Source organism: Acinetobacter sp. RW6 (assembly GCF_041956835.1).
GTDB lineage: Bacteria > Pseudomonadota > Gammaproteobacteria > Pseudomonadales > Moraxellaceae > Acinetobacter > Acinetobacter calcoaceticus.
Map to the genome: position 1 here is coordinate 2,615,725 of NZ_CP167121.1, position 12,987 is coordinate 2,628,711.

General features: G+C 37.8%; 13 protein-coding genes. 4 read left to right on the forward strand and 9 right to left on the reverse strand.

Annotated features, from left to right (window positions below):
- Positions 1–150: 150 nt before the first annotated feature.
- The 3 genes from ACB088_RS12400 to ACB088_RS12410 all read right to left on the reverse strand — a co-directional run bounded on the left by ACB088_RS12400 (position 151) and on the right by ACB088_RS12410 (position 3,047).
- On the reverse strand, positions 151–1,464 hold the full coding sequence (locus tag ACB088_RS12400; RefSeq protein ID WP_133747981.1) for a hypothetical protein: 1,314 nt from the start codon (positions 1,462–1,464) through the stop codon (positions 151–153).
- Positions 1,465–1,769: 305 nt separating this feature from the next.
- Complete coding sequence (gene dcd / locus ACB088_RS12405) at positions 1,770–2,339, reverse strand: dCTP deaminase (RefSeq protein ID WP_003653416.1); 570 nt, start codon at positions 2,337–2,339, stop codon at positions 1,770–1,772.
- A gap of 114 nt (positions 2,340–2,453) precedes the next feature.
- A complete protein-coding gene (locus tag ACB088_RS12410; RefSeq protein WP_004641512.1) occupies positions 2,454–3,047 on the reverse strand; it encodes a LysE family translocator in 594 nt (197 codons plus the stop codon).
- Positions 3,048–3,409: 362 nt separating this feature from the next.
- On the opposite strand from ACB088_RS12410, the gene ACB088_RS12415 reads away from it, so the two are divergent.
- A complete protein-coding gene (locus ACB088_RS12415; protein ID WP_092709306.1) occupies positions 3,410–3,979 on the forward strand; it encodes a DUF2062 domain-containing protein in 570 nt (189 codons plus the stop codon).
- Between the two features lie 32 nt (positions 3,980–4,011).
- On the opposite strand, the gene ACB088_RS12420 is transcribed toward ACB088_RS12415, so the two are convergent.
- The 3 genes from ACB088_RS12420 to ACB088_RS12430 form a co-directional block, all read right to left on the reverse strand.
- The gene (locus ACB088_RS12420) at positions 4,012–4,884 is read right to left on the reverse strand and encodes a 5'-methylthioadenosine/S-adenosylhomocysteine nucleosidase (RefSeq protein ID WP_375037114.1); all 873 of its coding nucleotides are present in this window, start codon (positions 4,882–4,884) and stop codon (positions 4,012–4,014) included.
- A 144-nt stretch (positions 4,885–5,028) separates the two neighbouring features.
- Positions 5,029–6,219, reverse strand: coding sequence for an iron-sulfur cluster carrier protein ApbC (gene apbC, locus ACB088_RS12425; protein WP_005048722.1), 1,191 nt, complete (start codon positions 6,217–6,219; stop codon positions 5,029–5,031).
- Between the two features lie 147 nt (positions 6,220–6,366).
- Complete coding sequence (locus ACB088_RS12430) at positions 6,367–6,867, reverse strand: hypothetical protein (protein ID WP_004641505.1); 501 nt, start codon at positions 6,865–6,867, stop codon at positions 6,367–6,369.
- 284 nt (positions 6,868–7,151) lie between these two features.
- Here ACB088_RS12430 and metG point away from each other — a divergent pair, with 284 nt between their 5' ends.
- Positions 7,152–9,218 (forward strand): methionine--tRNA ligase, encoded by a 2,067-nt coding sequence (gene metG, locus ACB088_RS12435; protein ID WP_375038804.1) that lies wholly within the window; start codon positions 7,152–7,154, stop codon positions 9,216–9,218.
- A gap of 89 nt (positions 9,219–9,307) precedes the next feature.
- Here metG and ACB088_RS12440 read toward each other — a convergent pair whose 3' ends face one another.
- The 3 genes from ACB088_RS12440 to ACB088_RS12450 all read right to left on the reverse strand — a co-directional run bounded on the left by ACB088_RS12440 (position 9,308) and on the right by ACB088_RS12450 (position 10,599).
- Positions 9,308–9,643, reverse strand: coding sequence for a calcium-binding protein (locus ACB088_RS12440; RefSeq protein ID WP_375037115.1), 336 nt, complete (start codon positions 9,641–9,643; stop codon positions 9,308–9,310).
- Positions 9,624–9,812 (reverse strand): NF038215 family lipoprotein, encoded by a 189-nt coding sequence (locus ACB088_RS12445; RefSeq protein WP_375037116.1) that lies wholly within the window; start codon positions 9,810–9,812, stop codon positions 9,624–9,626. The genes ACB088_RS12440 and ACB088_RS12445 overlap by 20 nt, the downstream gene beginning before the upstream one ends.
- Positions 9,813–9,975: 163 nt before the next feature.
- On the reverse strand, positions 9,976–10,599 hold the full coding sequence (locus tag ACB088_RS12450; protein ID WP_013198835.1) for a LysE family translocator: 624 nt from the start codon (positions 10,597–10,599) through the stop codon (positions 9,976–9,978).
- Between the two features lie 178 nt (positions 10,600–10,777).
- Between ACB088_RS12450 and ACB088_RS12455 the strand changes: the two genes are divergently transcribed.
- Together ACB088_RS12455 and ACB088_RS12460 are read left to right on the forward strand one after the other, a co-directional pair.
- Positions 10,778–11,347 carry a TetR/AcrR family transcriptional regulator gene (locus tag ACB088_RS12455; RefSeq protein ID WP_003653437.1) on the forward strand — a complete coding sequence of 190 codons (570 nt, stop codon included), beginning with the start codon at positions 10,778–10,780 and terminating at the stop codon, positions 11,345–11,347.
- Entirely contained in the window at positions 11,344–12,987 is a 1,644-nt protein-coding gene (locus ACB088_RS12460) for an MFS transporter (RefSeq protein ID WP_375037117.1), read from the forward strand. Before ACB088_RS12455 ends, ACB088_RS12460 begins: the two co-directional genes overlap by 4 nt.

Consider the following 12,987-nt stretch of genomic DNA (forward strand, 5'->3'; position numbering starts at 1 on the left):
TTCACCTTAGACAAAGAGGCACATCTAAAAGATATTGCCAACCTTTCCACATTTCTATTATGCGGAATATTTGCACAAATGCAAAAAAAAGCATGTAAAAAATTACTTTTCCGATGAATGCATACCATCAACTACAACGTTTTTTTAAGATTAACAGAACTTTAAGTTCCCATAGCAGTTAGGAGCAAAACTCTGGTTTTTTAAAACTAAATTCGTCAGATTCATAGGAACATACTGACCAGTTAAATCAATATTTCCTGTATTGATACTCCCCGCCAAACAAGAAATTGCTAAAAAGCCACAGTTGACTGCATTTTCATCTTTTCCTAAATACGCGCTCACTTTACCTAGAGCGGCTTTAACAACATCATCGGTAATCACTACCTGTGACTGCGGAGTTACATCACCAATATCAATCGGGTTCGAAAGTTCTAACCACCACCCCGCTTGAGAAACTGATTTCGCTCCTGTCCATTGTAAATTTTGCCCTTGCAAGGAAAGAGAGGCCGCCGTACCATTTAAATTGACTTTATGGAAATAGCCCAAATCTTCATTTACAGCAACATTTACACCTAAATTGTTAATCACACCTGTTAAATTCCCTGATAAAGGAATCGTTAAACCAAGATCGAGTTTCGCATCTGCTGAAATAGTTCCAGATAAATTAATACCACTTACATTAGCAGTACCTGTCAAATTTGCAGTAGTTATACGTTTGCCTGAGATGACTTGTGAAGGTAAAGTTAGACTACCAGATGCACTACTTAAACCTAGATCATAAGCTGTAGATTTAAAATTAGCCCAAACTAAACCATCAGAACTTCGTGCTCGGCCAGTAATTACTGTCCCCAAATTAGTTTGAGTTAAGCCAGAACCAGGAGAGCGAGCAAAAGTATTTACAGTTCCTCCAGTCGCTTGAGTTACCATATAACCACTAAAAGAGTTAATACCATTTTTTGTAGCAGTATTCTCTGACCCAAAAGTAAGTAAGCCTTGAATAGATTCAGCACTTAGTCTTACTCCAGCTACTTCGCGAGTCGATGCACTATTGGGGTTTTTAATCGCAAACTCAATAAACGGGTTGGTTAGTTTTGCGGAAGAGCTAGCACGACCATCGTTAGTATCTGAAAGACCACTTAGACTTAAGTTATCAATATCAATATCACATGCACCCGCACCATTAGCTCCGCCGCACCCAAGCTGCAATCTTTTAATGTTTGCGTTCAGCTCTAAATCAGCATCTAAGCCCAATTTATAAAAACCTACGTTACTGTTATTGTCACGTAGTTTTTCCAAATTTGCAGAATCCGTAGGCGCAATATAAGACATACTCATTAAAGCTTGGCCACGAGTTGCGGATAGTTCCGAATCTGACATAGGGACTAATGTAGAGGCAGCATACGCTGAAGAAAAGCATAAGCTTCCAAGCGCTATCGCTACATGAAGAGACGTAAACTGTCGCATGGCCGACCTCCGTATCCTTGGGGGCATAATCCTGTTTAATTTCTTTTTATTTGGCCTATCTGAATTTAGTAGATATCTAAGTAATTACTACTAAAAAGACAACCTATATCCAATACATTTACTTTTAAATTCTGTGATGCAGAACAAAAAAACAAATCAATTATTGATCATATTATATTATTTTTTACAAAAGGAAACTGTCATTTATCACTATTCCGATAAACGCACCTCATGTAAATTTTATTCATAAAATTGGGCCACCTAAGCGACCCATTATTTTAAAACTCTTCTTTATCTAAGAAAAATTATGTTTTAGGAAGTGTAACGCCTGTTTGACCTTGGTATTTACCACCACGGTCTTTATAAGATGTTTCACAGACTTCATCACTTTCAAAGAATAGCATTTGTGCTACACCTTCCCCTGCATAAATACGTGCAGGTAAATTAGTGGTGTTTGAAAATTCTAAAGTTACGTGACCTTCCCATTCAGGTTCTAACGGAGTCACATTCACAATGATACCGCAACGAGCATAAGTCGACTTGCCTAAGCATACTGTCAACACATTACGAGGAATACGGAAATATTCAATCGTACGCGCTAGAGCAAATGAGTTTGGCGGAATAATACAAACATCAGACTCAATATCGATAAAACTTTTGTCATCAAAATTCTTTGGGTCGACAATTGCAGAATGTACGTTAGTAAAAACCTTGAATTCACGAGCACAGCGTACATCATAACCATAGCTAGAGACCCCGTATGAGATCAACTTTTCACCATTTTCATCAAAACGGACTTGATTCTCTGCATAAGGTTCAATCATGCCGTGTTTTTCGCTCATCTCGCGAATCCAACGATCAGACTTAATAGCCATGTATTTTCTATCCAAAAGGTAATTTCATTGATTTCGACGTACTTTAACTTAAAAAAGCAATTATGAAAACAACGCAAAGCTACTCAAACAAATAAGAATAGCTCAGCGGTACCTTTAAAGGCTCAGTAAAGCAGAATAGCTAATAGGAATTGAAAAACTGACTAAAACGAGTGAAGCTGTTTTTTGTAAATTCGTCTGATTTAGCCATGCAACTTTCTTGGAAGCTAAAAGTGATCCCAAGAAAATCCAGAATAAGGCAATTGGCGTAATAAGCGCTAAGTAAGCCATCATATGAATCAAATAAATGTGAAAATCACTCCACGCAGCTACTGGAAAAATTGCTGAAGCAAAGAGCAAGGCTTTAGGATTCAATAAGGTTGCACAAAATAATTCACGAGTACGGATCGTAGGCTGATTTAATTCAATCTCCTGATTTGCCGTATGCCATAACTTAATGGCTAAGAAAATAATATAGCAAGCACTCAACAGCTTAAGAATAGGCGGTAGCAATGGCAATGTGGTTGACACTTTCCCAATCAGCATTCCCCATGCAGAAATAGAGATCACATAACCCAAAACTTCTGCTGGAATAAGTTTTACTGACTTCCGTAGTCCTACTTGCACGCCTGAAGAAGCGAGTAAAGTGTTAGTCGGACCAGGTGTAAGTAAAATTGTGGCTACTAAGCCAATAAAAAGCCATGAAATCATTGAATGACCTCATAATATAGTCATCTCAGATTAATAGATATCCTGTCACATGGCAAAAGCTAATTGTAAGACAAAATTTTTTAGATCACTTTTAATTTTTAAATAAAAATATTAAAAACATATACTTATAAAATTACCACAAAAAGTGATAAAGAAAACTTTACGGTCAGTTGTTATGCTTTTCAAATAATTTCGTACTTAAATAACATAAGTATTTTTATTTTAAGTCTATTTTTCCATCAAAAGCCTTTATAATAAAAAATATATAGTGATGGTAAGTTTAAATTTTAAGCTTTTAGTAAGTTTCAATTCATATATTGTTTCTGATTTTTTTATTTAGAGCACCGCGCTCTACTACCTTAATGATTATGGCAAAGCACTTTTTTCAATCTTGGCTTCCCTCACCCGAGAAAGTTTCAAATATGAAATTTCTAAGGATTTTTGGTAAAAAGACCCTGAATCCTGTGCTTTGGTATGTCAATCGAAAATCAATTACCCGAGCTGTTTTTGTCGGAACCTTTTTTGGTTTACTGCCTATCCCTTTTCACAGTGTATTTATTGTGATGGCAGTCTTACTATTTGAAGTAAATCTACCAATTAGCTTAATGCTGGCTTGGCTAAGTAATCCTCTTACTTTAGTTCCTATTCTATATATTGGGTTTTGGTTTGGTGCGCATATTTTTCATGTGCATATGATCAACAAAGAAATGCTGCTGGGTGTATTGCACCAAATTTCCCGCTGGATTACTCATTTCGGCCACGGACACATTGATTTTAGTCTTGCGAAAATTTTGATGACAGGTCTTGTTGTAGAAGCTTTCGTATTTGCTGTCATTTTATATCTATCTACAGAAATTTTCTGGCGTTGGATGGTTATTAAAAACTGGAAAAATAGACATCGCCATAAAAAGCAAGAAGAAGAAGTTTTATAAAGACTCCGATCTTCTTGCTTAGTTTTAAATGATTATTTTGGTAGTTTTGATTTCATATACTCTTCAGCCACATTGAGTACATACTCTTGGCAAGCCTCTCCTGTACCAGGGTCGTAAGCTCCATTATTCGTAATATTATTAGATAAGATTCGAATTCCTAGAAAAGGAACATTAAACTGGCTGGCAATTTGTGCAACAGATGCTGCTTCCATTTCCTCGACTGAAGTCCCATAGCGTTGATGGAAGAATTGAATACGATCAAGCTCATTATTCCAAACGTCTGCTGAGCCAATCGTTCCTTCGACCACTTCACCTTTGTCATAACGGACTTTATGTGCCGCCATTAATAACTCTTGGTCACCTTCAAATTTACGAATTGCGATAGGTTCTGGGTCAGACTCGTCTGTTGGCAAAACATCAAAAGCCTCAACCCATGTGAGTGAATTTGAACCACCACCAACTGGCTGCTTTGGTGTTCTAAATGCACCAATATTGGTTGCGTATTTTCCTAAGACAATATCGTAAACGTGTAGATCTGGGTCGTGCCCGCCTGATGTTCCCTGATTAATAATTGCAATCGGTTTATAACGTTCAATGGCTAAAGCAGTTGCCGCAGCCGAGTTACTCATACCCATACGGGTTTTAGAAATAATCATTGGATAACCATTATAGGTACCCTTCCAGAATGTCCACCCACCAATTTCTTCGACAACCTTATTCTCTAATTTTGAAGCCATTCTTTCCGACTCTACAGGCAAAGCACCCTGAATAATAATCGGCTGTAATTTCTGTTTTTGCTCCTGAACTGTAGGTGTTTGTGAAACAGAAGAGTCGTCATTATTGCATCCGACTAAAAATAAAGCGCTACATAAACTGATTACGCCAAAAGCACATTTAAATTGCATTTTTTTACCCTTTCTTTTTAAAAAGTGTAAAGTAGCAATCTATATGCCAATTTCAAGTTTAGCTTTGTTATTAAGATTCAGTAGTTTAATTTTTTATTTTAACCAGATAATAAAAAACCCGACTTGCAGTCGGGTTTAAATAAATCAGAAGATACGTTTGTCATCACGTGTACGTTGAGGAATTTTTTCAATCTGTTCCCACATCGCTTTAGCAATATCAATGTAACTATCAGCCGCATCATCCATTGCTACAACACTAGGTTTACCCTGATCAGCATGCTCACGGATTTGAGCATTTAGAGGCAAGCGGCCTAACAGTGGAATATGGTACTGTTCAGAGAGCTTATCACCACCGCCAATACCAAAAATTTGCTCCTCATGACCACAGTTAGAGCAAATATGGGTCGACATATTTTCAACGACGCCTAATACAGGAATTCCAACTTTATTAAATAATTCGATACCTTTAGTAGCATCTAATAAGGCAACATTTTGTGGCGTAGTCACAATGATTGAACCAGTAACTGGGATACGCTGTGCAAGCGTGAGTTGAATATCTCCAGTACCAGGTGGCATATCAATCATCAATACATCTAAATCAGGCCAAAGAGTTTGATTAAATAATTGCATTAAAGCACCCGTTGCCTTTGGCCCACGCCATGCAACAGGTGTGTTGTTATCACCAGTTAAATGTCCAATCGATAACACCGCCATGCCATAAGCATCTAAAGGCACAAAATTTTCACTTTCAATAAGAGGAGTTTTGCCAGCATTTCCCAGCATAGTCGGAATACTTGGGCCATAGATATCGGCATCCAACACTCCAACTTTAAGCCCCATTTTTTGCAAGGCAAGTGCTAAATTGACAGTAGTTGTCGATTTACCAACACCACCCTTACCTGACGAAACTAAAATAACATGCTTAATGCGAGGATGAAGTGGAACATCTCTTTGTTGCGGAGCTGCTTTTTGGATAGGTGGATTATTCGGATCTGGTTCTGCTTTAGGTGAAGCATCAAGCACAGGAGGTAAGTTCGAACTTTCTTGTGCAGGGCGCTTTTGCTGAACCACATGCAGGTTTAGTTCTTCAATACCACACTTTTCCAAAGCTCCAGCCAAATCATCATGAATTTGCTGCAAGTGCTCTTTTTCATCAGGAAATGTATTAATGGTGAGTTGTAATACTCGACCTTGAACTTGAAGCTGACTAATGCGCTCTTTTAAAGCATCTTTTGAATGCGGTAGTAAATAATTTTGGAGTACCGTTTGGATTTCATCTTCTTTCACTTCTTGTGCGGGTGAAAAAACAGACTTTAATGAAGAAAGCCAAGACATATTGTTTACTCCAAAAACAGATCATTACAGCTTAATGGAGATAGTGTAACAGTATTGATCCGCACTCGCTCACCTAAGGATGAAGAATTGCTAATTTTCAAGCTTCCATCTTTTAGGTAAGGAGTGCAGATTTTAGTTTAAATAAACTTATTCATCAGAATCATGGTGCTTCAATTTATTTAACTTATCTGTTGCTGTTTTCTTCAACTCATCAAATTTCGCCGTTGCTTGCGTTTTTAACTCATCAAATTTTGTTGCAGCCTCATCTTTTAACTCTACTGCTTTGGCTTTGGCATCATCAAGTTTATGACCTGCTTCCGTACGTAAATGATCGAACTTATCTTGCAAGGTATGCTGAGCATCCTCAAGTTTGCCTTTCAAATCATTTGCTTTATCTTCAACTGCCTCTTTACCAGCAGCTTGTTTATCTTTTACATTTTCCTTTAAATCATCCAAAGCTTTTTCACCTTGAACTTTTGCATCTGCCACTTTGGCCTTTAATTCATCTACTTTATCTTCAACAGCTTCTTTACCAGCCGCTTCTTTAGCTTTTACGTTTTCCTTTAAATCTTCCAAAGCTTTTTCACCTTGTACTTTTGCATCTGCCGCTTTTGCTTTTAACTCATCTAATTTATTTTCAGTAGTCATCGTTGTTATCCTCGTAGTTAATTAAAAAATTACCTGAATAAGTTATTAGTTATACATCGTTATGGCTTATTTTCTGACCGTAACTGCAATTTGAAACAAAGACAATACAGGAAGATTCAAATATTTTTTGATTTGTTTATCTGTTCTAAAGAGAAACGCTCTCTGACCGAAACCCATTTTTATAGAAACCTCTTGCACCAAGCCAAAGATTATTAATCTTTGCTTATCTCCCTGCATCAGTTAAAATCTTCCACCTTATAAATACGAATGAGAGAATGAAATCCGTGCGTAAAATTTTAGTCACTAATGCCCTCCCTTATGCTAATGGTCCAATTCATATGGGTCATTTACTCGGTTACATCCAGGCAGATATCTGGGTTCGTGCCATGCGAGCAATGGGTCATGATGTGACTTATGTATGTGCGGATGATGCTCACGGTACAGCAATTATGCTACGTGCCGAAGCAAATGGTATTAGCCCAGAAGAGCAAATTGCGAATGTTCAAAAAGAACACATCCGTGATTTTGACGGTTTTGGCGTACATTTCGATCATTACGATTCAACTCATAGCGATGCGAACAAAGCCCGCTCAACAGATATCTATATTAAAAACCGTGAAGCTGGAAATATTGCAGTTCGCCCTGTAACTCAATTATTTGACCCAGAAAAAGGCATGTTCTTGTCTGACCGTTTCATTAAAGGTACATGCCCAAAATGTAAGTCAGAAGACCAATACGGCGACTCATGTGAAGTTTGTGGTACGACCTATAATGCAACTGAACTACTTAACCCACGTTCAACTTTAAGTGGTGCAACGCCAGTTGAAAAATCTTCAGATCACTATTTCTTTAAACTACCGAACTTTGCTGAGTATTTACAGAAATGGACCCGTGATGAAGGTCGATTACCTGTTTCGATTGCAAACAAGCTAGATGAATGGTTTGAGTCGGGTTTAACCGATTGGGATATTTCGCGTGATGCACCTTATTTCGGTTTTGAAATTCCTGATGCACCAAATAAATACTTCTATGTTTGGGTAGATGCGCCAATTGGTTATATGTCGAGTTTTGAAAATTACATCAAAACTAAGCGCCCAGATTTAAGTTTTGATGATTTCTGGAAAAAAGACAGTCAAAATGATGTTTACCATTTCATTGGTAAAGATATTGTTTATTTCCATGCATTGTTCTGGCCTGCAATGTTGGATGGTGCAAACTATCGCACTCCAACAGGCTTATTTGTGAACGGTTTCTTGACTGTGAACGGACAAAAAATGTCTAAGTCTCGTGGTACTTTTATTAAAGCAGAGACTTATTTACAGCATTTAAATCCAGAATATTTACGTTACTACTTTGCATCTAAACTTTCAGATAAAGTTGAAGACTCTGATTTAAACCTTGATGATTTTATTCAAAAAGTAAATTCTGACTTAGTCGGTAAAGTCGTCAATATTGCTAGCCGTTGTGCTAAATTTATCAACAGTAACTTTAACAATACTTTATCTGCTGAATGTGCAGAATCTGAATTGGTACAAAGTTTTATTGATGCAGGTGATTCAATCGCTAGCGCATATGAAGCACGTGAATTCTCAATGGCTATTCGTGAAATTATGGCGCTTGCTGATCGTGCAAACCAATATATTGACGAGAAAAAGCCATGGGCACTTGCTAAACAAGAAGGTCAAGAACAACAAGTTCTTGATGTGTGCTCGGTTGGTATCAACTTGTTCCGTCAATTAGCTGTGTACTTAGCTCCAGTTCTTCCAACTTTGGCTGAGCAAGTTCAAGGTTTCTTAAAACTTGAGAGCTTCAATTTCGAGTCACGTAAACAAATTCTTGTAAGTCATGAGATTGCACAGTTCCAACCGCTTATGCAACGTGTTGATCCAAAAGCTGTTGCCGCAATGGTGGATGCATCTAAAGAGTCTTTAGGTACTCCTGCTCCAGAAGCAACTAAAGCAGCGGCGAAAAAGGACAAAGCAGCCGAGAAAAAAGCAGCTCCTGCTCCAGCAGTTGGTGAAGCTGAAATCATTGGGATTGAAGACTTCTTAAAGGTTGACTTACGCGTTGCTCAGGTCGTTGAAGCAGGTACTGTTGAAGGTTCAGATAAATTACTTCAACTTACTTTAGACGTTGGTGAAGCTGAAACACGTAACGTATTCAGTGGTATTCGTAGCCAATATGCACCAGAAGATTTAAAAGGTAAACTGGTCGTTATGGTTGCTAACCTTGCACCACGTAAAATGCGTTTTGGTATTTCAAACGGAATGGTACTTGCTGCTGGAAATGGTGAAGGTATTTTCATTATTTCACCAGATAGCGGTGCAAAACCAGGCGATAAAGTTTCTTAATCTGCCTTCATAAAAAAGCTTCCTAAATTGGAAGCTTTTTTTATTTTTAAAATTCGAGTTCTGAAAAAACATAAATAAGTGAATTTAAATTACGACCACGGCCACCCTTCACAAGGGTTATTAAATAAAACATGGATGTTTCCTAACTCCTCATTTGTTAAATAGCCATTCTTATTTTCATCTAAATAATGAAATAACTCTGTATGCTTGTTTTCGCCTTGAAAACGTTTGTCGGTGGGCCAGTTATAAGGATAAAAATCCTCAACACGTTGAAATTCTTTTAGGCTGTACATTCCATCATGATTTAAATCATATTTTCCCTGAAAAAGCTCCCAATCTAAAGATGCAGGTTCACATGCATTGACCATACTCAAAATACAGTAAGTCGCACATCCTGCAAGTAACTTAATAGTTGGATTGCTCATGATTATTCGCTTGGGTATCGGAAATTTTATAATCCTTTTCATGAACTGGAGTGCCAACAATACTCATGGTCCGCTCATTTGCTGGTGGTTGCTTACTCATCGTTCTCATCTCACATCCTGTAGTTAAGATGAGAAAAACTACAGAAATGCTCACCATTAGTTTTTTCATAACGTGATCCTCATTTCTTTTTGTTTTATTTATTAAGTTACCACTTTTTAAATGTTTAAGTGCTAAAAAAGATATTTCAATTTGTATATATTTTACGCAAAAAATAAAGCCAGACTATAAACAGCTGGCTTTGGATTTTTTAGATATTTTAATTAAAGACTTATCATTTGAAGAAAATTAGCTTTAAACCTAATACACTCACAATACTTCCAGCTACTCGGTCAACGCCAGTTTTTGCTTTTAAGTACATTGTTCTAGGCTTCTCTGAAGATAACAGCATTGCCACACATGAATACCATCCCGCATCGATCATAAAACAAATCACTGGTAATGCGACGTAGTAATAATTTGGGATTTCTTTTGGCAACAAAGCAGTAAATACACTCGCTAGCACGACTGCAATTTTTGGATTACTTAACTGAGTAATCAAACCATATCGATATGCCTGTTTATAGGTCATTTTTGATTTACCATCATTTTCCATGGCAATTGGTTCTTTGGCATGTTTAATAATTTTAAAAGCTAGCCAAAGTAAATAAAGCCCACCACCAATTTTTAAAATTAAATATGCAGAAGGTACAGCTAATAAAACCGCTTGTAATCCCATAACAGCTAATAAGCCAAACAGAGCCGCGCCTGTACCCGTTCCTAAAGCCGTAAACAAACCATGTTTACGTGATTTAGAAATTGAATTTTGTGCCACGTAAATAAAGCTTGGCCCAGGGCTTATTGCTCCAAGCATCAATGCCATCGCAATTGAAAAAAGAGGAATAAGGGACTCAAACATTATATTGACCTAGCATCACGCAATTGCGCGGTATTCTACCAGCTTTTTATGACGCATATAAAAATGCAGAAAATATAAATGATGAAAAGTGAATTTTCATGTTTTTACAATTTATCTCTTCACAACGGACAAAAATGTCCGTTAAATATATAACCTTTAAGACTCCCCAATCTATGACATGAGTAAACGTCAAAAAATTGCTGCCCATAATCGGGATGAATTACTCAATGCAGCCGAAGAATGTTTTCGTATTCATGGCATTAATGTCCCCTTACAAGTTGTGATTGACCACGCTGGTGTAGGACGAGCAACGTTCTATCGTAATTTTTGCGATCGCAAAGCTTTAATTAGCGCACTTTTAGAACGTGCGATTACACAGCTAGAGCAAAAAGCAGCTCACTTTCAACAATTCGAAGATGGTTTATTTCGTTTAATTGAAGGACATATTGGGCAACTTCCCAAGCTCGCAATTTTGCAAGATTTTTGGAGAGTAATTGATCGACAAGACCCAATTATGTTAAAAATCTATGAACGGCGAAATAATGCACTTAATCCACTGATTGAAAAAGCAATAGAACAAAAACTGTGCCGAGCTGATCTAACTGCCGATGACTATGCAATGGTTACTGCAATGTTAGGTTCTTCATTTCAAGGACATGAGCCAGAAGAACAGACTCGCTTAGCAAAACGAGCAATTGAATTACTATTTCATGGTATTCAAATACAAAAAATTCGAGGGATAGAATGAGTAAAACGCCTCGTTATTTAGAAACACCACCCGACTGGACACCAGAAGAGCAACCGACTCTACCTGGTTCACCAGCAGCTATTGCACACTCTGTACCTAAGCGGTTTATTTACTTTTTTATCGGTTTATTTATCGCTCTTTCGGCAAGCTTAAGCAATGGTTTTATTACGGCAAATTTACCTTTAATTCAAGGTGAATACGGTCTTACACCTTCCGAAGCTGCTTGGCTGCCTGCGGCCTATGTCATGGCAAATGTAAGCTCAAACCTGATTTTGTTTAAAGCCAGACAACAATATGGCCTGAGAGTATTTTCAGAAATAGGGCTCGTTATTTTTATTGCAGTTCTTGTTTTGCATATTTTTGTGCACACCTATGAAATGGCACTATTCGCTCGGGTTGTGGCTGGTTTAGCGGGTGCACCACTAAGCTCATTAGGTATGTATTACACCATGCAAGCCTTTAAAAAAGCAGACATGGCAAAAGGAATATATATCGCCTTCGGCTTTCAGCAACTTGGCGTACCCTTGGCTTGGATTATTTCTCCATTTCTTGTGAGTACAGACAGTTGGTCTGTTCTTTACACCTTTGAGCTCGGTTTAGCGCTTTGTTGTTTAGCCATGGTCGTTTCATTGAAATTACCACGTAGCTTAAGAATTTATGTTTTTGAGAAGCAAGATTTCTTCACCTTTGCTTTACTGGCCCCAGGTTTTGCATGTTTATGTATTGTGCTAACGCAAGGTCCAATTTTATGGTGGTTTAATAGCGAATGGCTTGCTTACGTATTAATGGCAGGTTTTAGCTTAGTTGTGCTCGGTTTACTCTACGAACACTATCGTGCCAATCCATTAATTATGACGCGTTGGCTAGGTGCCTCTTCAACTCTACGTTTCATTTTTGGTGCTTTTGCAATTCGACTTTTAATGTCTGAGCAAAGCTATGCTGCTGTTAACTTCCTAAAAACAATGGGAATGGGTCCTGACCAATTTGTTCCACTCTATGTTGTCATATTGGTGGGGATTTTAAGCGGAACACTTTTTAGTGCACTCACTTTTTCACGCGAACGAATTATCTTCCATTTACTTTTTGCAGAGTTTTTGATTCTGGTTGCATGTGGACTAGATTATCACTTAACTAGTGATGTTCGACCGGTGAACTTCTTTGCGAGTCAATTCTTAGTGGGTTTTGCTGGTGGTTTATTTATTGGGCCATTACTTCTCATTGGCTTTGCGCAAACACTGGCTAAAGGTCCCTCTTATGTAGTGACTTTCATCGTACTATTTTCTGCCACCCAAACTTTCGGTGGTCTTGTAGGGTCTTCTTTCTTCTCGACCTATCAACAGCACCGTACACAAAATTATCAGGCAGAGATCATTAAAGATTTAGAACAAGCAGACCCTCTAGTCGCTCAAAGGCTATCTACCTATCAACGCAGTGCATCAATCACCACTACTGACCCAGCATTACAAACAGCTCAATCCATGCGCTCACTTAATCAAGTGGTCACTCGTGAAGCCCAAGTGCGTGCCTACAATGATGTTATTGCTTTAAACGGTATTTTTGCCATCGCCCTACTCTTATGGGGTGGATTTAATATTGCACGTAGTAAATATCTACAACGCAGAGGAATTAGCCGTCCTTAA